The 21,466-nt window shown below is 68.7% G+C and carries 17 protein-coding genes and 1 pseudogene; 5 read left to right on the plus strand and 13 right to left on the minus strand.

The window, feature by feature from the left end:
* Positions 1-28 precede the first annotated feature (28 nt).
* Both MLG87_RS00565 and MLG87_RS00570 read right to left on the minus strand, forming a co-directional pair.
* Entirely contained in the window at positions 29-1,081 is a 1,053-nt protein-coding gene (locus MLG87_RS00565; protein WP_243293284.1) for a 2-oxoacid:ferredoxin oxidoreductase subunit beta, read from the minus strand.
* 14 nt (positions 1,082-1,095) lie between these two features.
* Positions 1,096-2,919, minus strand: coding sequence for a 2-oxoacid:acceptor oxidoreductase subunit alpha (locus tag MLG87_RS00570; protein ID WP_243293285.1), 1,824 nt, complete (start codon positions 2,917-2,919; stop codon positions 1,096-1,098).
* Positions 2,920-3,111: 192 nt separating this feature from the next.
* On the opposite strand from MLG87_RS00570, the gene lexA reads away from it, so the two are divergent.
* Positions 3,112-3,765: a transcriptional repressor LexA gene (lexA, locus tag MLG87_RS00575; protein WP_243293286.1), complete on the plus strand. Its 654-nt coding sequence runs from the start codon at positions 3,112-3,114 to the stop codon at positions 3,763-3,765.
* A 155-nt stretch (positions 3,766-3,920) separates the two neighbouring features.
* Here the strand turns inward: lexA and MLG87_RS00580 are convergent, their stop codons facing one another.
* A complete protein-coding gene (locus tag MLG87_RS00580) occupies positions 3,921-4,949 on the minus strand; it encodes an isocitrate/isopropylmalate dehydrogenase family protein (protein WP_243293287.1) in 1,029 nt (342 codons plus the stop codon).
* An 88-nt stretch (positions 4,950-5,037) separates the two neighbouring features.
* Between MLG87_RS00580 and MLG87_RS00585 the strand changes: the two genes are divergently transcribed.
* From MLG87_RS00585 to MLG87_RS00595, 3 genes and pseudogenes are all read left to right on the plus strand, one after another.
* The gene (locus MLG87_RS00585) at positions 5,038-5,532 is read left to right on the plus strand and encodes a peroxiredoxin (protein ID WP_243293288.1); all 495 of its coding nucleotides are present in this window, start codon (positions 5,038-5,040) and stop codon (positions 5,530-5,532) included.
* A gap of 75 nt (positions 5,533-5,607) precedes the next feature.
* Positions 5,608-6,183 (plus strand): annotated as a pseudogene (locus MLG87_RS16340) (GTP-binding protein); the annotation flags it as partial.
* Between the two features lie 710 nt (positions 6,184-6,893).
* Entirely contained in the window at positions 6,894-7,487 is a 594-nt protein-coding gene (locus MLG87_RS00595) for a LolA family protein (RefSeq protein ID WP_243293290.1), read from the plus strand.
* Here the strand turns inward: MLG87_RS00595 and MLG87_RS00600 are convergent.
* The 9 genes from MLG87_RS00600 to MLG87_RS00640 all read right to left on the minus strand — a co-directional run bounded on the left by MLG87_RS00600 (position 7,471) and on the right by MLG87_RS00640 (position 18,938).
* A complete protein-coding gene (locus tag MLG87_RS00600) occupies positions 7,471-8,178 on the minus strand; it encodes an HAD hydrolase-like protein (RefSeq protein ID WP_243293291.1) in 708 nt (235 codons plus the stop codon). The genes MLG87_RS00595 and MLG87_RS00600 overlap by 17 nt on opposite strands.
* Positions 8,179-8,185: 7 nt before the next feature.
* Positions 8,186-8,710 carry an inorganic diphosphatase gene (locus tag MLG87_RS00605; RefSeq protein ID WP_243293292.1) on the minus strand — a complete coding sequence of 175 codons (525 nt, stop codon included), beginning with the start codon at positions 8,708-8,710 and terminating at the stop codon, positions 8,186-8,188.
* Positions 8,711-8,764: 54 nt separating this feature from the next.
* Positions 8,765-11,011, minus strand: coding sequence for a HEAT repeat domain-containing protein (locus MLG87_RS00610; RefSeq protein WP_243293293.1), 2,247 nt, complete (start codon positions 11,009-11,011; stop codon positions 8,765-8,767).
* Positions 11,008-11,682 (minus strand): HD domain-containing protein, encoded by a 675-nt coding sequence (locus MLG87_RS00615; RefSeq protein WP_243293294.1) that lies wholly within the window; start codon positions 11,680-11,682, stop codon positions 11,008-11,010. The genes MLG87_RS00610 and MLG87_RS00615 overlap by 4 nt, the downstream gene beginning before the upstream one ends.
* Positions 11,679-13,169 carry a histidine ammonia-lyase gene (gene hutH / locus MLG87_RS00620; RefSeq protein ID WP_243293295.1) on the minus strand — a complete coding sequence of 497 codons (1,491 nt, stop codon included), beginning with the start codon at positions 13,167-13,169 and terminating at the stop codon, positions 11,679-11,681. The genes MLG87_RS00615 and hutH overlap by 4 nt, the downstream gene beginning before the upstream one ends.
* A complete protein-coding gene (locus tag MLG87_RS00625; protein ID WP_243293296.1) occupies positions 13,166-14,428 on the minus strand; it encodes an MFS transporter in 1,263 nt (420 codons plus the stop codon). Before MLG87_RS00625 ends, hutH begins: the two co-directional genes overlap by 4 nt.
* 38 nt (positions 14,429-14,466) lie before the next feature.
* The gene (locus MLG87_RS00630) at positions 14,467-16,869 is read right to left on the minus strand and encodes a hybrid sensor histidine kinase/response regulator (RefSeq protein WP_243293297.1); all 2,403 of its coding nucleotides are present in this window, start codon (positions 16,867-16,869) and stop codon (positions 14,467-14,469) included.
* An 87-nt stretch (positions 16,870-16,956) separates the two neighbouring features.
* Positions 16,957-18,015, minus strand: coding sequence for an ABC transporter permease (locus MLG87_RS00635; protein WP_243293298.1), 1,059 nt, complete (start codon positions 18,013-18,015; stop codon positions 16,957-16,959).
* Positions 18,016-18,017: 2 nt separating this feature from the next.
* Positions 18,018-18,938, minus strand: coding sequence for an ABC transporter ATP-binding protein (locus tag MLG87_RS00640; protein WP_243293299.1), 921 nt, complete (start codon positions 18,936-18,938; stop codon positions 18,018-18,020).
* A gap of 201 nt (positions 18,939-19,139) precedes the next feature.
* On the opposite strand from MLG87_RS00640, the gene MLG87_RS00645 reads away from it, so the two are divergent.
* Complete coding sequence (locus MLG87_RS00645; RefSeq protein WP_243293300.1) at positions 19,140-19,883, plus strand: hypothetical protein; 744 nt, start codon at positions 19,140-19,142, stop codon at positions 19,881-19,883.
* Positions 19,884-19,898: 15 nt separating this feature from the next.
* Here the strand turns inward: MLG87_RS00645 and MLG87_RS16250 are convergent, their stop codons facing one another.
* Positions 19,899-21,434: an NAD(P)H-dependent oxidoreductase gene (locus MLG87_RS16250; protein ID WP_243293301.1), complete on the minus strand. Its 1,536-nt coding sequence runs from the start codon at positions 21,432-21,434 to the stop codon at positions 19,899-19,901.
* Positions 21,435-21,466 lie beyond the last annotated feature (32 nt).

The following is a 21,466-nucleotide window of genomic DNA, read 5'->3' on the forward strand; positions in this document are numbered from 1 at the left end:
CCTGCATTGTCGGCTTGACCTGGGTTGCCTACATCAAGGCCTGCATGATCTTGTCGAGCTCGGCGGGGCTGGGCTTGAGCAGGTCCTCGCCGAGGGTGGCCAGGGGCTCGTCCACCAGGTTCAGCACCTCGGGAAGGGGGGGCTGGGTGGGGTTGATGTAGAGCAGGCCGGTGAGGAACTCGCCCTTGGCCATGGACTCGTGGATGGCCTTCATGGCGCCGAAGCGGTCCGTCGGGTCGTAGCCCTCGTGGATGGCCTTGATGGATACCTTGGAGCCGTCCGGGAAGGTGACGATCTCGGTCTCGCCGGCGGGGATGTCCACCTCCTCCACCTCGGAGTACTGGATGAAGCCCAGGTCATGGAGGGGGAAGTCGTGATCCTTCACGTGCTTGTAGGAGCGGGTCGAGGCGTCGTGGTTGTTGAAGGTGACGCAGGGGCTGATGACGTCGAGGACCACGGTGCCCTGGTAGGCGAACGCCGCCTTCAGGAGGGCGTTCAGCTGCTTGGGGTTGCCCGAGAAGCTGCGGGCCACGAAGCCGCAGCCCAGCTCGATGGCCAGGGTGCAGGGATCGATAGAGGGGAAGTCGTTCACCGCGCCGGTCTTGAGGTGGGAGCCCTTGTCGGCGGTGGCGGAGAACTGGCCCTTGGTGAGGCCGTAGACGCCGTTGTCCTCGATGATGTAGATCATCGGGATGTTGCGCCGCACGGCGTGGACGAACTGGCCCATGCCGATGGACATGGAATCGCCGTCACCGGAGACGCCGATGTTGATGAGCTTCCGGTTGGCGAGGGAGGCACCGGTGGCGACGGAGGGCATGCGGCCGTGGACGCTGTTGAAGCCCCAGCCCTGGTTGATGAAGTAGGCGGGCGTCTTGGACGAGCAGCCGATGCCGGAGTACTTCGTGACCCGGTGGCCCTCGATGCTGGATTCGAAGGCGGCGTTGATGATCTGGGCGGTGATGGAATCGTGGCCGCAGCCGGCGCACAGGGTGGACTTGGAGCCCACGTAGTCCTGCTTGGTGAAGCCGAGCTTGTTGGTGGGAGCGGCGGGCGTGGGGGTGGCAGAAGTCGTGGTGGTCATGGTCGGCTCCTCAGTTACTTCTGCTCGAAGGCGGTGATCTGATCCACGATGCTCTTGGCGTCGATGGCGTGGCCGTCGTAGTGCAGGACGCTCTTGAACTTGGTGGCGTGCTCCGGATAGGTCTCGCGGAAGAGGTTCGCCATCTGGCCGTCGCGGTTCTGCTCGACCACGTAGACCACCTTCTTCTCCTTCACGAAGGCGTCCACCTCCGCGGTGAAGGGCAGGGCGCGCAGGCGCAGGTAGTCGGTCTTGAGCCCTCCCTCGGCGAGGATGTCCTGGGCCTCGATGACGGCGGGGTCGCTGGAACCGAAGGCCAGCACGCCCTTGTCCGAGCCCTGGTTGCGGAACACGGGGCCCGGCACGTGGGACTTGGCGGTCTCGTACTTCCGCTTCAGGCGGTCCACCACCTCAAGGTAGTCCTCAGGCTTCTCGGAGTACTGGGCGTAGGCGTTGTGGCCGGAACCGCGGGTGGTGTAGGCGCCCTTGCCGCCGGGCGTGCCGGGGAGGCTGCGGAAGGGGATGCCGTCCCCGTCCACGTCCTTGTAGCGGCCCCAGTCCTTCACTTCCGCCAGCTGCTGCTGGTTGAGCACCTTGCCGCGATCGTAGGGCTTGGCTGGATAGGCGAAGGGCTTGGAGGCCCAGTTCTGCATGCCCAGGTCGAGGTCGGTGACGACGAAGATCGGCGTCTGGAAGCGCTCGGCCAGATCGAAGGCGTCGTAGGCGAACTGGAAGCACTCCTCCATGGTCCCGGGGTAGAGGTTCACGTGCAGCGTATCGCCGTGGCTGCACTTGGCGCAGAGCTCCACGTCGGACTGCTGGGTGCGGGTGGGGAGGCCCGTGCTGGGGCCCGTGCGGGCGACATTGAAGAACACGCCGGGGGCCTCCACGTAGTAGCCCAGACCGATGAACTCGCTCATCAGCGAGACGCCGGGCCCCGCGGTGGAGGTCATGGAGCGCGCACCGGCCCAGCCGGCTGACAGCACCACGCCCGCGGAGGCCAGCTCGTCCTCCATCTGCACGATGGCAACGGTGGATTTCCCGGTCTTGGGATCCTTGCGGTACTCCTCGGCGTACTCGATGAACGTCTCGACCAGGCTTGAGGCTGGGGTGATGGGATACCAGCCCACCACGGTCACGCCGGCGAAGAGGGCGCCCAGGGCGCAGGCCTCGTTGCCGTCGATGATGATGAGGCCCTGGGTCTTGTTGTCGCGCACGACCTTGATGTGATCCTGGTCTTCCAGGTTCTCCATGGCCCAGTCGTAGCCGGCCACGCAGGCGTTCTGGTTGAGCTCGATGGCCTTGGTCTTGCCCTTCAGCTGCTTGGCGATGGCCTTCTTGACCTCCTCCATGTCGATGCCGAGCAGGCGGGCGGCCACGCCCACGTAAATCATGTTCTTCACGAGCTTGTGCAGCTTGGGCTCGGGGCAGGAGGCCGTCACCAGCTTCTGGAAGGGCACGGGCGTGTAGGCCAGATCGCTGCGCAGCTTGTCGAGCTGCAGGGGCTCGTCGTAGATCACGAGGGCGCCCGGGTCGGCCTTGGCGATGTCCTCCTTGGCCGTCTCGGGGTTCATGAGGATCAGCATCTCGTTGCTGGCCTTGCGGGCCACGTAGCCCTTGGCGCTGGCGCGGATGGTGAACCAGGTGGGCAGCCCCGCGATGTTCGAGGGGAAGAGGTTCTTGCCGCTGACGAGCACGCCCATCTGGAAGATGGCGCGCAGGAGGACCGTGTTGGCCGTCTGGGAACCCGATCCGTTGACCGTGGCCACCTGGATGGAAAAATCATTGATCCGGGTTTTCGCTCCACCGACGGGCGAGGGGGCGGCAAGGGCGGCAGTCATAGGACTCCTTTCTCAGCGGGGCAATGGCGACGAAGAGGGCGTAAATACTAGGTTCACCAAAGCATCCTCGAGTATGGCAGAGGCCACCGAGGGCATCCAGGCAAGGTGTCGGAACGGCCTCTGGGAGGGATCTGAAATAAAGCGAAAAAAAAGGGATTGACGACCCGGGGATCGACTCTTACTTTGAAGAGCATGAAAGCCAGCGATCTCACCAAACGCCAGCAGGCCGTCCTGATGTTCATCCGCACCTTCGTGCAGGAGGAAGGGCGAAGCCCGACCCTGGCGGAAATCGCGAAGGGGGTGGGGTCGAGCGCCGTCTCCACCATCCACAAACATGTCCAGCACCTGATGGACAAGGGGTTCCTCGTTCGCAGCCACGGCAAGGGGAACAACCTGGTGGTGGCCGCGGGTCCGGTGATGGACGAGGTGTCCCCGCGGACGGAGCGCGCCGAGCCCCCGAGCCCCGTGCGGATCTTCCCGTTCTGTGGGGATGTGGCGGCCGGTTCCCCCATCCTGCCCGAGAGCCGGGCCCTCCCCATCGAAGTGCCGAACAGCATCCACCGGCAGAAGGAGGAGCTCTTCGTGCTGCGGGTGCGGGGCGATTCCATGGTGGACGACGCCATCCTCGACGGGGATCTGGTGGTGCTGCAGCGCAAGGGCGAGTACCGCAATGGCGACCGCGTGGTGGCGCTCATCGATCAGGAAGAGGTCACCCTCAAGGAATTCCGCAGGGACAACCGGGGCGTGTGGCTCATCCCCCACAACCCCGAACTCCAGCCCCGCTGCTACGCCCCCGAGAACATCGACATCCAGGGTGTGCTCGTCGGCGTTATGCGCAGTTGCTGAGGGCCGGGCTGACGCCAAAAGAACTGATGAAAGCGGAGGAGAGCTGAGGCGCTGAGGAAAGCGGAGAAAAGAATTCGTGTTGTTCTCCGCTTTCCTCCGCTTCTCCGCAGACCTCCGCTTATCAACGCCTTTTCCTTGAACAGCGGAATGTCGGGTCAGGACAGCCGATCGCGGATGGCCCGGCCCATCGCGGAGGTGCCGAGGGTGCCGCCGAGATCCCGTGTCTTCGCGCCGTCCGCCAGAGCGCCTGACACGGCGGTTTCCACCGCTTCGGCCTCGGCTTCCCAGCCCAGGTGCCGGAAGAGCAGGGCGGTGCTGAGGATCATGCCCACGGGGTTGGCCAGGTTTCTTCCCGCGATGTCCGGTGCGGAGCCATGCACGGGTTCCGCCAGGACCGCGCAGCGGAAGGGCTGGTGCGGTGCCCAGCTCAGGGAGGGAGCCGTGCCCATGCCGCCGGCGAAGGCCGCGGTGAGGTCGCTGATGAGGTCCCCCAGGTAGTTGTCGGCGGCGATGACGCCGAAGGAGCGGGGATCCTGCACCAGGGCGCAGAGCAGGGCATCCGCGTGCATGGCGCGGGCGGACACCTCGGGATGTCGCGCCTGGACCTCCTGGAACAGCCGCACCCAGAGGCCGTGGCCGTGCTTGAGCACATTGGCCTTGTGGGCCAGGGTGAGAACGCAGCCCCGTTGCGCGGCCCTGACGAAGGCCGCCTCCAGCAGGCGGCGAACCGCAGGCTCTGTGTGGACGGCCAAATCCACGGCCCGCTCAGGTTCTGTGGATCCCTGGAGACAGTAGGCTCCCTCCGTGTTCTCCCTGAAGACCTCGAGGTGGAGCCCTTCGGGTCCGGTACCGGGAAGGGGCCGGCAGGGGCGGAAGTTGACGGTGAGTTCCAGCCCCTGCCGGAGGCGCAGGAGGATCGCCTCGGCATGACGCCCGTCCGGCACCCGCGGATCGCCCACGGCCCCGAACAGGATGGCGTCGAATCCATCGCGGAGATCCGCGTAGGCGGCCTCGGGCAGGGTCTCGCCCGTGGCGAGGAAGTGCTCCGCCCCGTAGGGCATGGGGACGGCCTCCAGATGGCGTCCCCGTACCCTGGCCCAGTCCAGCAAAGGCCTGGCCTCGGCCATGACCTCTGGACCGGCCCCGTCGCCGGGGATGAGGGCAATGCGTGTCGCGACATCCAAGGTGTCTGCTCCGTTTTCTGTTTCTGTGCCAAGCCGATGGTGCCACACTCCCACCCCTCGGGAGGCGGCCATGGGTCGTGGATGGAGGATGGCGATGGGAATCCTGGCGATCTTCGGCGCGGCCAGCGCAGGGGTGGTCAAGGAGGGCATGAAGGCCCCGGCCTTCGAGGCCCGGGACCAGCACGAAGCCCTCGTCCGCCTGGCGGATTTCCAGGGCAAGTCGGCCGTGGTGCTCTATTTCTATCCCAAGGACGACACGCCCGGCTGCACCGCCGAGGCGTGCAGCCTGAGAGACGGGTTCGCGGCCATCCAGGCCGCGGGGGCGGTCATCCTCGGGGTGAGCGCGGACACGACGCAGAGCCACAGGGCTTTTGCCGAGAAGTTCCACCTGCCCTTCAGCATCCTGGCGGATCCAGACCGGCGGATCATCGAAACCTACGGGGTGAAGATGCCCCTCCTTGGCATGGCCAAGCGGATCACGGTCCTCATTGACCGCCAGGGCATCGTCCGGAAGGTCATCACGGATGTCCGTGCGAAGGATCACGATCAGCAGGTGCTGGCCCTCCTCAAGAACCTGTCCTGAAGGCGGAAAAGCCGCATTTGCGTTGAGCCCGGCGGGTTTTCCGGGCTAAACTTATTTCTCCCAAGAGGTTCAGGAATGGTCTTCTTCAACCACGCCACCCGGCAGATGACGGCGAAGATCGTCTACTACGGGCCCGGCCTGTGCGGGAAGACGACCAACCTCAACACCATCTACAGTAAGACGAGTCAGAGGGCTCGCGGCGAGATGGTCAGCCTCAACACCGAGACCGACCGCACCCTCTTCTTCGACCTGCTGCCCATGGATGTGGGTGTGGTGGCAGGCTTCAGGACCAAGCTCCAGCTCTACACCGTGCCCGGCCAGGTGTTCTACAACAGCACCCGCAAGCTCGTGCTCAAAGGCGTGGACGGCATCGTCTTCGTGGTGGACAGCCAAGTGCCCATGCTGGACGCCTGCCGCGAGAGCTGGATGAACCTGGAGGAGAACATCCGGGAGCTGGGGCTCAACCTCCAGGACATCCCCGTGGTCTTCCAGTGGAACAAGCGGGACCTCAAGAACGTGGTCTCCGTGGATGAGCTGGAGGCGGTCTTCAACCCCCGGGGCGTGCCCAGCTTCCAGTCCGTGGCGTCGGACGGCACGGGCGTCTTCGAGACCCTGCGCGGCATCACCAAGCTGGCCCTGTCCCACATCAAGACCCATGTGCTCGAGGAGCCCCAGGCGGCTCCCGCCCCCATGGCTCCGAGGGTGACTCCGGAATCATCCGAGATCGAGGCCCTCACCCTGTCGGACCTGCCCTCCGTCACGGATCTCCTCGACATGGATGGGCCCGTCCAGCCGTCCGGGATCGGCCCGCTGCCGGATCTGGACGACGATACCGGCATCTTCATCGAGGCGCCCCATCTGCCGGAACCTCCTGCGGGAGACGACGGTCTGGCCTTCCTCATGGAGGAGGGCGAGCCCGGGTTCGATGCCGAAGCCTTCTCGGCCTTCCAGGGGGAAGCCCCGGTCGCAGAGGCCGCGAAGCCGGATCCGGAGCCCGTGACGCCTTGGGAACCCGCGCCCGCCGTCCTCCCGCCCGTGCCCAAGCCTGCCGTGAAGGCCGATCCGCTGGCGGCCCTGGCCTCCCTGAAGGTCGAGGCCCGGCGGCCGGCCCCGCCCTCCAGGAACCCAGATCCCAAGGACGCCATTTCCTCGCTGCTCGAGGAACTGACCCAGGTGGGTCGCCAAGGCGCCCCGTCGGTGCTGCGGATCGAGGTTCCCTCAGACCTGGAAGGCCAGGAGATCGAGGTGGTCGTCCAGCTGCGCCACCAGGGGGCGGTGCTGGCCGAAGGGCAGATCCAGCGGCCGGCCCCGGCCAAGGGCAGCACGGCCAAGCTCAGCGTCGAGCTGAAGCGGAGCTGACCATGGCCTTCCGCCCGCATGCCTTCTGCCTTGCGACCCTGCTCGCGGAACCCCTGGCTGCGGCCCTGCCCGGGTGGTGGACCGCCTTCCCGAAGGTGCCGGTCCTGACCAGCCGCTTCCGTCAGGAGAGCGACAGCGCCGTGTTCGGGAAGATGGCTCGGGAGGGGAACCTGCTGCTGGCCCGGGGCGGGAAGCTCAAGGTGACCTACGACTCGGGCCTGGCCGTGACCTCCGATGGCCGCCACCTGGTGCAGTACGACCCGGACACGCGGACGGCCCAGCGGGTGGAGCTGGCCCGGGCCGTGCGCGACTTCCCCCTGCTGGGGATCCTGCTGGATCCCGCCCGGATCGGGGCCCTCTACCGGGCCGAATCCGGCGGCGGCGAGGCCGTCAAGCTGGTGCCCCGGGCGCCGGACATCCCCGCCCTGACCGCCACGGGACGGAAGGGTCTGCTGCACACCCTCGAGTGGACCGATCCCACGGGAGCCCGCCAGCGGCTGGAACTGCTGGACGCGAAGGTTCCGCCGCCGCCCGCGGCCTCGGCCTTCAAGGCCCAAGTGCCGGCTGGCACCCGCTGGGCTACTCCGAACGGCTGAAGGCGTCGAACACTTCGGCCTGCGGGAACCGCTCTCTTAGCCAACCGTCGAGTTCCGGCACCGTGTCGAAGATGCGCTCGGCCCCGGCCGCCGTCAGCTCCTGGTGGCTGCCGTAACCCCAGCCCACCCCTATGGCCTCGAGGCCGTGATCCCTGGCCGCGACCATGTCCACGCCCCGGTCGCCGATGAACACACCGCCGGGCCAGAGGGCGCCCTGGCGTACCAGGCCCGCCACCACGTCGGTCTTGGGCTGCCACCGTCCTTTGAGTGTGCTGCCGAAGATGTCATCGAAGATGAGGTTCAGGTCGAACTGGTAGGCGATGCGGCGGGCGAAGAGGGTCGGCTTGGCGGACACGATGTAGATGCGGTGCCCCTGGCGCTTCAGCCGGTGCAGGAGATGGAAGACGCCCGGATACAGCTCGTGCTCGAAGACGCCGTCCTCCCGGTACCGCTCCCAGTAGAAGTCCAGGGCCTCCTCCAGCCGCTCCGGATTCTCCAGGCCCTGGAGGGTGGCCAGGGATTCTCGCATGCCGAAGCCGATCCAGCCGCGGACGGTGGGCTCGTCCGGAAGGGCCAGGCCGAAAGCGTCGCAGGTCTTCCGCAGGCAGTTGCGGACGCCCAGCAGGGGATCCACCAGGGTTCCGTCCAGGTCGAAGCAGACGAGGCCGGGCGCCTCCTCCGGAGCGGTCATCGGCGTCCTACTTCTTCTTCTTGTCGAAGGCCTCGATGGCGGCCCGCACGAAGGCGTGGGCCTCGTCCTTGCCGCCCCAGCCGTCGCTGGAGACGCTCTTGCGCTCAAGATCCTTGTACGTGAGGAAGAAGTGCTCCACCTCGAGCAGGAAATGCGGGGGCAGGTCGCTGCGGGAGGTCACGTGGGCATAGGTGGGGTCGTCCGTGGCCACGGCCAGAACCTTCGAATCCAGGCCCTTGTCATCCCTCATGCGCAGCAGGCCGATGGGTCGGGCGCGCATCACCACGCCGGGATAGGTCGCGCCGTTGATGAGCACGAGGATGTCCGCCGGGTCGCCGTCTTCCGCCAGGGTGCCGGGGATGAACCCGTACTCGGCCGGATAGTGGAAGGGCGAGAACAGCACCCGGTCCACGTGGACCAGGCCCGTGTGGTGGTCGATCTCGTACTTGATCCGGGAGCCCGTGGGGATCTCGATGATGGCGTTGACGATCTCGGGCGCCTGCTTGCCGGGATCAAGGTGGACCAGGGACATGGAAGCTCCGCGTGGACCTCGATTTTCACATATCCTGTGATGGGCGTCACGCGGTCAGGTGGTCCGCTCCAGGAACCTGAGAAAGGCTTCGCGTTCCTCGCCCCGGGGCTCAGCCTCGATCACCCGGCGAAGCGTGGCCTGCGCCTCGGGAAGGTCCAGTCGCGCCAGGGCGCGGGCGGCGGCCAAGCGTACCGGCGGGGGTTCGGAGCCGGCGAACAGCCCCTTCCGCCGCAGCAGGTCGGCGAGGGCGGGCAGGCTCCGCGGGGACGCGATGAGGCCCAGGGTGTCGATGGCCTGGACCCGGAGGCGCTCCTGGACGCGCCGGTCCTGGGCCAGCCCGGCCACTTGGGCGACACTTCCCTCGGCGCGGAGCTGGCCCAGCGCGAACAGGATTTCCTGGAGTGTCTCGAAATCCGTCTCGCCCAGCTGGGCCAGGAGATGCGACTCCGAGGCCGGTCCTCCGAGCCGCCAGAGGGCCCGCACCGCCGTGCGGCGCACGCGGGGCTCGGTGTGGCGCAGAAGGGGGGCGATGGCGGGCAGGCAACCTGCATCCCCCAGGTCCGACAGCAGCGTGAGGGCGTTCCGCACCAGGTACCAGGCCGGCGAGGTTAGGGCCTCCTGCAAGGGGGGAAGCGCCAGCGGGCCCAGGCTGCGCAAGGCCTCCACCAGGCGGCCTCTCCGGGTTCGATCGCCTTCGTCCTCGAGTCGGGCCACCAGGTGGCGGGCCATGGGGGCCCCGAGGAATTCCAGGTAGGGCTGGACCTCGGCGACCATCTGGTGCCGGTCCACGCCCAGGATGTGCGTCGCGGCGGCATCCAGCAGCTCGGGTCTCGCCAGGGCCGCCCGCAGCCTCCCCGCGGCCTCCATGCGCCATGGCTGCGGCTCTTCCAGGAAGGCGCACAGCTCCTCGAGCTCCCGCAGTTCGGAAACCACGCGGCCCAACTCGCCCCGCAGGACCGTGGCCGCCAGGAGGGCGTCCAGCGCCTCCGTGGCCCACCGATGCACCGGGGGCTCTGGTTCCCAGGCGAAATGGGCGCGGAGGGCCTCGGTCAGGGCGCCTTCGCCGCCAGGTGGCAGCCCCGGTTCCTGGGCCCACTTGGCCACCCCGGCCAGGGTCTGGGCGGCCTTGAGCCGGATCTCCACCCGGTCCTCGCGGAGCGTGTCCAGCAGGAGGTCCTGCACCCGGAGGAAGGCGTCGAACTGGCGGAGATCCAGCAGTTCGCGAAGGAAGGCCAGGCGCTGGACGAGGCTCAGCTCGAACAGGTGGCCCTCCTCGAGGACCTTCACCAGTTTGGCCTCCAGGCTGAGGGCCTCCCAGTCCGCCTGGCGGAGCAGGAGCTCGGCCTGGCTTGCGTCGTGGCCGGCACTTCGCAGGTGGGCGGCCAGGATGCGCACGAGGGATTCCCGGTCAGGCAGCGGGCGCAGGATGCGCTCGAGGGGGCCCCGGAGCTGGGGCCAGGTGGCTCCCAGGGCCAGGGCGGAGGTGACGGACACCGAGAGGATCTCGCCCGCCAGGGCATTGATGCCCAGGGCCAGCCCCGCGGGATGGGCTGGCAGCGAGGCCAACCCGCCCAGGATGCTCAGCTGCACGTCCGGCTCCAGGCCCATGAGGATCTGGCGGAGGGTGCCGAGATGGGCCGGCGAGGGCATGGTGTCGTCCAGCCCCAACTCATGGCCGAGGGGACCGAGGCCGCCCAGATCCGTGGCCTGGAAGCCCTGCAGGAATCCGAGTCCCCGCCGCCCGCCGGGCCCGGGAGGTCCCGGGAGACCCGGAAGCACCGCCAGCAGGGCCTCCCGGATCGCCTTCACCAGAGGATCCTCGGCGGGTTGCGGGGGCGTGAAGGGCGCTGGCTGGACCACGGCATCCTCCTGCCCTTCATGCACCGCCTGGTAGCGGATCTGGGAGACCTTGATGTGCCGCACGTCCGCCGCCTGCAGCAGGAACTCGAGGCCCCCCTGCTCCTCGAGCTTCTGGGGCTTGAGCGCGAGGGCCTGGAGGAAGGCGAGGCACTCCGCCTCGGTGACCCCCCGCTCGAAGACAAGGCCGCCCACGCCCCGTTCGGACACCAGCCGCACCAGCACGGCGACATGGGGATTGCGGCCATCCTGGACCGCGCCATCGACGAAGGCCTTGGCGCCGGTGACCACGAACTGGAGGTGCCCGGTCTCCCCCAGCCAGCGCTCCAGCTCGGTATGGGCGGCGCCCACGGCATCCTTGGCCCGCGGGTGGGTCGCGGTGTACATCTGAAGGGCCTTGAAGGCCAGGGCCAGGGTCTGGGCGAGGGGGAGGAAATCGCTCATGGGGGCGTCGCCTCCATGGGATCCGACCACTCCCGGCGCAGCTGCGCGTAGTGGGCCTCCAGGAAGGCCAGGCGCCGGCGGCCCTCCTCCCGGGCGGGCTCGGTGTTGAAGCTGGCGGTGATGCCCCGGGCCAGGTCCAGCCAGGCCTCGCCGCGCCTCAGGATCTCCGCCGTGGTGATGGGCTGGAAGGCGCCGCTGATGCAGCCGAAGTGGATGAGGCTGGCCGCCCCGATCTTGCTGAGCTTGTCGCAGTCCCACAGGCAGGCGGTCTCGATGGGCTCCAGCCGCTTCGTGAGCTTGAGGCCGACATGGTGCTCGATGGCGTGGCGCACGGCGGGGATCTTCCCCGGCGGGAAATCCGTGGTCGAGAGAATCTCCTCCACCTGGGCCGAGGCGTCCTGGGCGTGGGTGTCTTTGGCGTGCGGATCCTTCAGCCGCTTGGCCACGTCATGCAGCCAGGCCGCGCACTCCACCACCTCCAGGTCCGCGCCCACCAGGGGCGCCAGCCACCGGGCCAGGAGCACCGCCGCGTAGGTGTGCTCGAAGCGGTAGTTGAAGATGGGCTGATACTCGCCGTTCACCTGGTGGCCGATGCCCCAGAACCGGATGGCGTCGGCATCGGAGAAACGCCGGAGCGCCAGTTCGCAGGCAGGCCGCCAGGGGGTGGTCATGGGCAGACTTCCTGGTGGGCGCGGAGGGCGCCGAGGGTGGCGTCGATCTCCTGGAACATCACCCGGTCGGTCCAGGGGGCGCAGGCCTCCGCCAGGCGGGCGACCAGGGGCTGGAGGCCCGTGGCCGGGGCGAGCCCGAGGATGCGCAGCCCCTCGAGGGCCATGCGGGCCTCGATGGCCAGCACCTGCTCCAGGGCGTCCACGGCACGGAGCAGCTTGCGGGCGGCGATGGGCCCCATGCTGACGTGGTCCTCCTTCCCGGCGCTGGTGGGGATGGTGTCCACGCAGGCGGGATGGGCCAGTCCCTTCATCTCGCTCACCAGGGCGGCCGAGGTGACATGGGCCATCATGAAGCCGGATTCGAGGCCGCCGTTCTGGGTGAGGAAGGCGGGAAGGTCCGAATAGGCCGGGTTCACGAGGCGCTCCTGCCGACGCTCGGAGATGCTGGCGAGGTCCGCGGCCGCGATGGCGAGGACGTCGCAGGCGAAGGCGGGATACTGGCCGTGGAAGTTGCCACCGGAACGGGACTCCTGGGTGTCTGTGAAGATCATCGGATTGTCCGTGGCACTGTTGAGTTCTCGCTCGAGAATGGCCCCGGCGAACTGGAGGGCGTCCCTTGTCACGCCGTGGACCTGGGGGATGCAGCGCAGGCTGTAGGCGTCCTGCACGCGGTGGCAGTCCTTGTGGCTCTCCGAAATCTCGCTGGAGGCGCCCAGGATGCCGCGCATGCGCTCGGCCACGGCGATCTGGCCGGGGTGGGGCCGCGCGGTGTGGATGCGGGGGTCGAAGGCGGCGCGGGTGCCCCGCAGGGCCTCCAGGCTCAGGGCGGCGATCTCGTCGGCCAGGTCCGCCAGGCGCGCGAACTTCTCCGCGGCCAGGTTGCCCAGTGACGTGATGAGCTGGGTGCCGTTGATGAGGGCGAGCCCCTCCTTGGCCTGGAGGGTCACGGGCTTCAGGCCCGCCTTCGCCAGGGCCTCGCCGCCCGGAACGTGCCGGTCGGCCGACCAGGCGAGCCCCTCGCCCACGAGGAGCAGCGCCATGTGGGCCAGAGGGGCCAGGTCGCCGCTGGCGCCCACGCTGCCCTGGCTGGGCACCACGGGCACGACGCCGCGGTTGAGGCACTCCGCCAGCAGGCGGATGGGCTCGGGGCGGATGCCGCTGTGGGCCTTCAGCAGGCAGTTGATGCGGGCGGCCATCAGGGCCCGGGTCTGGTCGACGGGCAGGGGCTCGCCCACGCCTGCGGCGTGGCTGCGCACCAGGTTGAGCTGGAGCTGCTGGAGCTGGTCGGGGGGGATGACCACGGTGGCGAACTGGCCGAAGCCGGTGTTGATGCCGTAGACCGTGCGGCCCTCGGCCACGATGCGGTCCACCACGGCCCGGTTCTCGGCCACGAGAGCCAGGGCGCCTTCGTCGAGGGAGACGCCCTCGCCGGCGGCGATGCGCGCCAGCAGGGGGGCGGTGAGGGAGCGTCCATCGAGGCGGATCATGCGGGCACCTTGCGGGAGAGGGTGAGTGCGAGGAGGAGGGCGAGGCCCATGGTGAGGCCGGCCACCGTGTACGAGGCCTGGCCGCCCCAGCGGGCGAAGGCGAAGGTCCCGACGGCCGGGCCGATGATGCGGCCCAGGCCCGTCATGGCGTTCAGCACGCCGAAGAGGCTGCCCTGGTCCTCTGGCGGAGTCAGACGGCTGGCGAGGGCCGAGCCGGCGGTGTTGCTCATGCCGCTGCCCCAGGAGAGGGGGATGAACAACAGCACGAAAGGCCACATCCAGGCGGCCTTCGGCATGAGGGGCAGGGTGATGCCCAGGAGGAGCAGCCCGGCGATGAGGGCCAGCCGCTCGGGGATGCGCTTGGATACCATCCGGACGAGGCCGCCCTGGTAGATCACCATGAGGATGCCGATGCCCGCGAAGAGGAAGCCCACCTCCCGCTGGTGGAAGTCGAAGCGGGCATGGACGAGCAGGGCGAAAGTCCCCTCCATCATGGAGAAGCCCGCCATGGCGAGCAGGGACACGATCAGCAGCTGGGGCATACCCGGGCGCTTGAAGGCCTTCACCAGGGCATGGCCCCGGGTCTCGCGGGACCGCGCCCGGGCCTCCTGATCCAGCGTCTCCGGCACCCACAGGGCCACCAGGAGCGACGCGATCAGGGACAGCCCCGCCGCCACGAAGAAGGGCAGGTGCCAGCCGCGGGTCGCCAGCAGGTGGTGCCCGAAGGCGCTGCCGCTGAGGATGCCGGCCAGGGCCGGGCCCAGCACGAAGCCCAGGCCGAACGCCGCGCCGATCATCCCCATGGCCTTGGAGCGCTCCTCCGGCGCCGAGCTGTCCGCCATGGCCGCCTGGGCCACGGAGATGTTGCCGCCGGTGATGCCATCCAGGATGCGCGCCGCCAGCATCCACTCGAAGCGGCTTGTGAGGGCGAGCATCAGGTAGCCGATGGCCGAGCCCACCAGGCTCATCCACAGCACGGGCTTGCGGCCCACCTTGTCGGAGGTGCGGCCCAGGATGGGCGAGGCGATGAACTGCATGAGGCTGAAGCTGAGGAAGCCCACGCCCGCCCAGAAGGCTCCCGGCGTGGTGCCCGTGCCGCCGAGGCCGAGGAAGCGGTTGACACCTTCCATCCAGGCGCTCGGGTGGTCCGCGATCTCCTTGGCATAGAGAGGCAGGATCGGGATGACGATGCCGAAGCCCAGCAGGTCGGTGAACACGGTGAGGAAGATGGCCAGCCTGGCGCGCTTGGAAGACGGCATGAGGATCTCCAGCCGACCAGTTTAGCTTGGGATGCGTCTCAGCTTCCCAGGGCTCTCTGGATGGCGGCCTTCAGGTCCTTGAGCTGGTAGGGCTTCTGGAGGAAACCCGTCGGTCCGCCTTCGGGGAAAGTCTGGAGGGAGTCCTGCTCCGAATACCCGCTGCTGAGGACCACGGGGATGGTCGGATCCAGGTTCCGCATGGTCCGGAAGGCCTCCCGGCCATCCAGGCGCGGCATGGTGAGGTCCATGATCACCAGATGGAGGTTCTTTCCGTGTTCACGGAATCGCTCCAGGGCCTCGAGGCCATCCTGGGCGACCAGCACCTGGAATCCAAGCGAATCGAGGGCCGTCCCCGTGGTCCGAAGGATCTGCTCCTCGTCGTCCACGAGGAGCACGAGTCCGCGGAAGGGTGCCGGCTCGGGATGCGAGGCCGGCCTGGATCCGGAGACGGGGACCTCGTCCGCGGCGGGGAAACAGAGTCTGAACCGGCTGCCCCGGCCGACTTGGCTGGTGATGTTCAGGCCGGCGCCGTGGCCGCGGAGGATCCCGAGCATGGCTGAGAGCCCAAGCCCCCGGCCCGCCGCCTTGGTGCTGAAGAAGGGATCGAAGATGCGGTCCATCACCTCGGGCGTCATGCCGCAGCCCGTGTCTTCGACTTCGAGAATCACGTGGCGCCCCGGCCTGGGAGCCTCGAGCCTGAACTCGTTCCGGAGGGCCGAGACATCGAGATCCCGGGCCGAGGTGGTGATGTGGATGGTGCCTTCCCGGTCACCGATGGCGTCGGAGGCGTTGGTGACCAGGTTCATGATCACCTGCTGGAACTGTGCCGCGTCGGCTTGGATGGCCGGGAGGTCGGCGGCCAGCTCCAGGTGGAGGCGGACCTTCTTGGAGATGGATACCTCGAGCAGGTGGGTGAGGTCCCGGACGACGGCATTGAGGTCGTGCGGCCGGACCTCGAAGTGGCCCCGCCCGGAGTACGCCAGCATCTGCTTTGTGAGTTCGGTGGCGCGCAGGATGGCCGCCTCCATGTTGGCGAGGTAGGGCCGGACCGGGGCGTTTTCGGGGAGCTTGAGCTGGGCGAGGTTCAGGTTGCCCAGCACCACGGTAAGCAGGTTGTTGAAGTCATGTGCGATGCCCCCCGCCAGCACGCCCAGGCTCTCCAGCTTCTGGCTCTGGCGCAGCGCCTCCTCGGCGCGCCGGCGATCCGTGATGTCGAGGAGGTAGCCCAGGTGGTAGCCGGGGTCCGACCCCGGTCCCGCCACCGAGGTGCTGAAGTCGTAGAACCACCGGTACTCCCCAGCGGCCGTCCGCAGCCGGTACTGCTGCTCGTAGTGGGTCTGGCCCCGGGCCCTGAAGGCCGCCGCGGCCTGGTGGATGGCCTCCAGTTCATCGGGATGCACCAGGCTGTTGTAGGAGACCCGGCCGCTGACGAGGTCCTCCGGGGAGTAGCCCAGGATGGCCTGGACGTTGGGGGACACGTAGTCCACTGGCCATCCCTCGGCGGTGCGCCAGCGCACCACCATCACGGGCCCGCCCACGAAGAGCCCGCGCTCCGCCTGGAGCGCCTGCTCGACGGCCTTGCGATCCGAGATGTCCCGGGTGATGGAGAGCAGGCAGGGCGTGCCATCCACCTCCATGATCTTCCCGGACATGAGGCCCGTGAGGAGGCTTCCGTCCTTGCGGCGGAAGGGGGCCTCGAGGCCCGTGAACTCCCCGTGGTCGCGGATGAGGCGGACGGCCCGCTCCCGGTCCTCGGGCTGAGCCCAGATCTTCAGGTCCAGGGTGGTCCGGCCCAGGGTTTCCTCGCGCGTCCATCCCGTGAGGCGCGTGAAGCCGTCGCTGATATCCAGGTAGGTGCCGTCGTCCAGGCTGGTCAGGTTGATGGCGTCCGGGCTGGCCTGGAAGACCTTGGTGAATTTCTCGCCGCTGAGGCGGAGGGCGTCCTCGGCGGACCTCCGCTCGATGGCCATGGCCACCTGGCCGGACACATAGACCAGCAGATCCCGCTCCTCCGGGGTGTACCGGCGGTCGCCTTCGTAGATCTGGATGGCCAGGACGCCGAACACGCCTTCGCTGCCCACCAGCGGCACCCCCAGCCAGTCCAGGAAATTCGTCCCGAATGGCTCCACCGCTCCGGAGGCCTCCAGCCCCAGGAGGATTTCCGTGTCCAGGAGCAGAGGCTTCTCCGTGCGGAGCACGTACTCCGTGAGCCCCCGCCGGAGCTGCCTCGGCTCAGGTTTGGGGTCCCGGGCATCCGCGAAGTAGGGGAACGAGACGGTGTCGGAGGGCTTGTCCCACAGAGCGAAGTAGAGGTTCTCGGCCGGCATGAGGTCCCGCACGATGGTGTGGACCCGCGTGTAGATCTCCTGGAGGTCGGTGGCGCGGAGCGCCGCCTCCGCGATGCGGTAGGTGGCCTTCAGGTAGCGGCGGACCAAGGCCAAGGCCTCGGCAGGATCCTGGGGTTCCCCTGGCGGATGCATGGGTCTGTTATCGGGTCATCTGCCACCCGGCTGTAGAACTGGACGGGTTCAGGCCCATCGGAACCGCCGCACCGCCAGGGCGAAGGCGGCGAGGCCCCATGCGGCCACGATGGCCAGCCCGGCCCCGTGTCCAGCCAGGGAGCCCCCATCGTTGAACACGGCCCGCAGGGCCCGCAGGAAGGGGGCCAGGGGCGCCATGGCCACGGCGTGCTGAAGCCAGGCCGGGGCGGAATCCAGCGTGAAGTACACGCCGCTGAGCAGCATCAGGGGGAAGAACACCAGGTTGGAGATGGCGGCGTAGCCCTCGGAGGTATCCGCGAAGCCGCTGAGGGCGAAGCCGAAGGCCATGAAGCAGCCGGTGCCCAGGGTCATGATGAGGAACAGGTCGACGAAGGACCCCTGGTTCTCGATGCCGAAGACCAGGCGGCCCACCAGCAGCAGGATGGCGGCCTGGATCACCGTTACCGTCAGACGGTGCAGCACCTGGCCCAGGAGGAAGATCCACTTGGGCAGCGGCGTGACGGCCAGGCGGCGGAACTTGCCCTTCTCGCGGTAGGACACGTTCACCATGCCCACGCTGAAGAGCCCCATGCTCACCAGGTTCAGCCCCAGCAGGCCCGGCAGCAGGAAGGCCGCGTAGTTGGCGGAGTGCTTGTGGCCAGGGCTCTCCACCGAGACGGGGATCCGCTGGGGCTCGGGCGATCCGTTCAACCGCGCCTGGGCCATGAGCCAGGCCTGGTTCACCAGCCCCGCCGTGGCGCCGGCCTGGGCCATGAGGTAGCTGTTCAGGCGCAGGCGGTAGCCCGCGCCATCGGTCTCCAACTGGGCGGCGGTCTCGCCCCTCGTCCAGCGGGCTTCGGCCTCGGCCTTCGGGAGGGCCTGCACCTTGAGTTGGACGTCGGCCAGGGCCAGGTCCAGGGCGGTGTCCTGCGGGCCCGGAGCCGGGGCCTGCACGCGGACCACGGAGAGCTTCGGCCCGCCGCCGTCCCGGAAGATGGTGCCGAAGCCCAGCAGCAGCACCACCGGGAAGGCGAAGGTCCAGAACATGGCCACGCGGTCCCGGCGGTAGAGCCGCCATTCCATTGCAAACTGGCGCCAGAGCATCATCACTACTCCCTCAGGCTGCGGCCGGTGCGGTGCAGGAAGACGTCCTCCAGCGTGGCCCGCCGGATGTGGACCTGCTGGAAGGGGACGGCGGCGGCTTCGGCGGCCTCCAACAGCCGCGGCAGCAGGGCCTTGGGATCCGGTGTGGGGATCTCCCAGAGGTCCGCGCGCCGCTCCACGGCCTGGTCCAGCCGCGCCGCGAAGGCCGCGGGCTCGGGTGCGTCGCCCTCGAAGGTCAGCTCCACCACGCTGGGAATGGCCAGGTCCGAGATGAGCGAAGCCGGCGTGCCCGTGGCGATGACCTTGCCGTGATCCATGATGGCCAGCCGGTCACAGAGCGCTTCCGCCTCGTCCATGTAGTGGGTGGTGAGGATGACGGTGCGACCCTCGGCCTTCATGCGCCGCACCACGTCCCAGAGGCTGCGCCGGGCCTGGGGATCGAGGCCCGTGGTGGGCTCGTCCAGGAAGACCAGCTCCGGATCGTTCACCAGGGCCAGGGCCAGCGCCAGCCGCTGCTGCTGGCCGCCGCTGAGGGTGATGTGGTAGGCGTCGGCCTTCTCCTGGAGCTGCACCAGGTCCAGCAGCTCCGAGGTGCTCCGACGCTTGGGGTAGTAGCTGCCGTAGAGGTCCAGGGCCTCCCGGGGCGTGATCTTGTTGAAGAGGCTGGTGCTCTGGAGCTGCACCCCGATGCGGGCGCGGATCTCCTGTCCGCGTTCGGCCCAGGTCAGGCCCAGGATCTCGATGTCGCCGGCGTCCGCGGTGGTGAGGCCCTCGATGATCTCCAGCGTGGTGGTCTTTCCGGCGCCGTTGGGTCCCAGCAGGCCGAAAACCTCGCCCCTGGGAACCTCCAGATCCACGCCATCGACCGCGAGCGTCTTGGGGTACTGCTTCCTGAGCCCCCTCACGTGCAAGGCAAGTTCGGCCATGGCCACCTCGATCCTTCAGATTTCCACGATGCCCTGCGCGTGACCACCCCTGATCGGCGAAGGGGGGGAACCCACCGGCCGGTTGAGGGTTGGGGCCGGTGAGCCCGATGGTACCGGCTTCCGCCTCCATCTTCCTGTGTGGACACCATGTGGATGCGGTGCCACCCTGACGGACCCGTCCATCCCCATGGAGGCAGGATCATGGAACCATCGAGCTCCCCGGCCCTGCCGCCGCCGGCCGCCCTCCCGGCGCCAGGCTTCGATCCGGCCGCGAGGGCCTTCCGGCTGGCTGCGGGTTTCCTCGCACTCGGCTATGTCGCCGTGCAGGGTTTCCAGGACTACGTGTTCGCCGTCTTCCAGGCACCGGCGAACGCGGCCGAGGAGTTGCTGCAGGGCGCCGCGGGGCTGCACCTCGCCCGCTCCGCCCTCATGCTGGTCTGGATGTTCGCGCTGATCTTCATCGCCTGGGTGATCTGCGCCCGGGGGATGCGCCGGCGTCCGATCCTGGCCTGGGCGGCCTTCTTTGGGTTCTTCATGTTCGGCCTGTTCGAGGTGGCCCTGCGCTCGGTCGAACTCTTCTGGACGCAGATCCAGCTCCCGGCGGAGTACCTCAAGGCGACGGAACCGGCGGTCCGCGCGGGAATCCTCGACAAGGTGGCCACCTTCCAGTCAGTCCAGCATGCCCTCTACTTCCCCCTGATGCTCGCGCCCTGCCTGGGCAGCCTGGGGGTGTACTTCCTGTTCCCCGGGAGCCCGCGGATCCACTGGGCCCTGAAGGCCGTCATGGCGATCGCCGTCGCGCGGATGACGGTCCGGCTGCTGACCTACGCCGACATCCAGCTCATGAGCATGGCCTTCTACGAGAAGATCTACTTCCCGCTGGTCGTGATCGAGCATCTGCCCAAGGCCTATTGGCTCTTCCGGGTGGAGGATGCAGATGCGTGATCCCGTCCGTGGCGCTCAGGACAAGTGGGCCAGGGGGATGATCCCGAACCACAGGAGGTAGGTCAGGGCCAGGGCCATGATCCCGTCGATGCGCTCGCAGGGCGCGCCGCGGCGAAGGTAGCGGAGGATGGCGCGGACCAGCAGCAGGGCGTGGGGGACGGCCAGGAAGATGGCGAGCCCGCTGATCCCGCCGAAGATTCCGCGCCACTGCCAGGCCACCCCGCAGATGGCGGCCGCCATCGCGAATCCCAGGGCGGCCCAGGCTGCCCCTCGCCGGCCCAGGAGCACCGCCAGCGTGCGCTTGGCCACGGCTCCATCCGCCTCATGGTCCGGCAGGGCGGAGAGCGTGATGGCGGAAAGGGTGGCCAGGAACAGGGGCAGGCCCATGAGCCAGGGGAATGGGTCCCGCCAGATGCCGGACTGGAGCAGGCCCCCGACGAAAATGGCCGCGAAGCTGTGGGTGAGGCCCACGTCCAGCTCTCCCAGGCCCCGGTAGACGAGCTTCAGGGGAGGCACGGTGTAGCCCGCGGCGAGCACCGCCAGGGCGGTCATGGCCGCCAGGCCCGGCCCGGCCGGAGCCAGGGCGGCGCCCAGGGATGTCAGCCCCACGCCCAGCGCCACGGCCAGCCCGGCCATGACTCGCTGGACGCTCCGCGAGTCGAGGTCGCCGTCCGCCAGCACGCGGCTGCCGCCGTTGAAGGGGCCCGCATGGCGGTTGAGGCGGTCCGTGCCCTGGTCGAACCACTCGTTGCTGACCACGGTGAGCGCCTCCATCAGGAAGAGGCACAGGTAGCCGAGCCAGTAGACGGGACGCGAGAAGGCGCCGTGCCTCGCCGCCGCCAGGGCGCCGATGGTGTAGGCCACCCAGGCCATGGGGTAGAACTGCAGGCGGAGCAGGCGCAGCCAGGCTCCGGCGCGCCGGAGGAGGGCGCGGCGGCGGAGGCGGCCGGGCAGCCGGGCCGCTTCGGCCCGGGCCTGGTCCAGCCACCGGGCCCGCACCTCGGCGGTGGCGGGCTTCACGGGGGCGAAGGTGGAAATGAAGGTGGGTGCCACGCCGCAGAAGCCCAGGGTGGCGCGCCGCATGGCCTGGTGGCCGGGCTGGCGGTAGATGAGCCGGTAGGCCCAGGACGGCGTGTCCAGGGTCACCAGCAGGTGGGCCGAGCGCCCCTTCAGCAGCTTCGCCCAGGTGGCGGGGTTCTCGTCCTGGGCCTCGAAGGCGAAGCCCGGCGTGAGCACACGGTCGAGGAAGCCCTTGAGCAGGGCGGGCAGGGTGCCCCACCAGGCCGGGTAGACGAAGACCAGGTGGTCCGCCCAGCGGATCAGCGCCTGGGCCCGGACCAGGTCCGGCTCCAGGGCCTGGTCCCGGGGCGAGGGCAGCCGCACGTTGGGATCGAAGGCGAGACTCGCGAGGTCCAGGCGCAGCACCTCGAAGCCCGCCGCCCGGGCGCCCGCCTCGTAGGCCCCGGCCAGGGCCCCACAGAAGCTGTCCACGCGAGGATGGCCCAGGATCACGAGGATCCGGCGGGTCCGCTGTTCCGAGGATGCCGGCACGAGCCCTCCCTAGGGGACCGGGTCATCCTACT

The organism is Geothrix mesophila (assembly GCF_022808835.1).
Lineage (GTDB): Bacteria > Acidobacteriota > Holophagae > Holophagales > Holophagaceae > Geothrix > Geothrix paludis.

What these genes read in the sequence shown, in the direction of transcription:
- MLG87_RS00640 (WP_243293299.1), bottom strand. Translation starts at nt 18,938, where the DNA reads ATGGCCGAACTTGCCTTGCACGTGAGGGGGCTCAGGAAGCAGTACCCC.
- MLG87_RS00595 (WP_243293290.1), top strand. Translation starts at nt 6,894, where the DNA reads ATGGCCTTCCGCCCGCATGCCTTCTGCCTTGCGACCCTGCTCGCGGAA.
- MLG87_RS00605 (WP_243293292.1), bottom strand. Translation starts at nt 8,710, where the DNA reads ATGTCCCTGGTCCACCTTGATCCCGGCAAGCAGGCGCCCGAGATCGTC.
- hutH (WP_243293295.1), bottom strand. Translation starts at nt 13,169, where the DNA reads ATGATCCGCCTCGATGGACGCTCCCTCACCGCCCCCCTGCTGGCGCGC.
- MLG87_RS00600 (WP_243293291.1), bottom strand. Translation starts at nt 8,178, where the DNA reads ATGACCGCTCCGGAGGAGGCGCCCGGCCTCGTCTGCTTCGACCTGGAC.
- MLG87_RS00570 (WP_243293285.1), bottom strand. Translation starts at nt 2,919, where the DNA reads ATGACTGCCGCCCTTGCCGCCCCCTCGCCCGTCGGTGGAGCGAAAACC.
- lexA (WP_243293286.1), top strand. Translation starts at nt 3,112, where the DNA reads ATGAAAGCCAGCGATCTCACCAAACGCCAGCAGGCCGTCCTGATGTTC.
- MLG87_RS00645 (WP_243293300.1), top strand. Translation starts at nt 19,140, where the DNA reads ATGGAACCATCGAGCTCCCCGGCCCTGCCGCCGCCGGCCGCCCTCCCG.
- MLG87_RS00615 (WP_243293294.1), bottom strand. Translation starts at nt 11,682, where the DNA reads ATGACCACCCCCTGGCGGCCTGCCTGCGAACTGGCGCTCCGGCGTTTC.
- MLG87_RS00565 (WP_243293284.1), bottom strand. Translation starts at nt 1,081, where the DNA reads ATGACCACCACGACTTCTGCCACCCCCACGCCCGCCGCTCCCACCAAC.
- MLG87_RS00635 (WP_243293298.1), bottom strand. Translation starts at nt 18,015, where the DNA reads ATGATGCTCTGGCGCCAGTTTGCAATGGAATGGCGGCTCTACCGCCGG.
- MLG87_RS00625 (WP_243293296.1), bottom strand. Translation starts at nt 14,428, where the DNA reads ATGCCGTCTTCCAAGCGCGCCAGGCTGGCCATCTTCCTCACCGTGTTC.
- MLG87_RS00610 (WP_243293293.1), bottom strand. Translation starts at nt 11,011, where the DNA reads ATGAGCGATTTCCTCCCCCTCGCCCAGACCCTGGCCCTGGCCTTCAAG.
- MLG87_RS00585 (WP_243293288.1), top strand. Translation starts at nt 5,038, where the DNA reads ATGGCGATGGGAATCCTGGCGATCTTCGGCGCGGCCAGCGCAGGGGTG.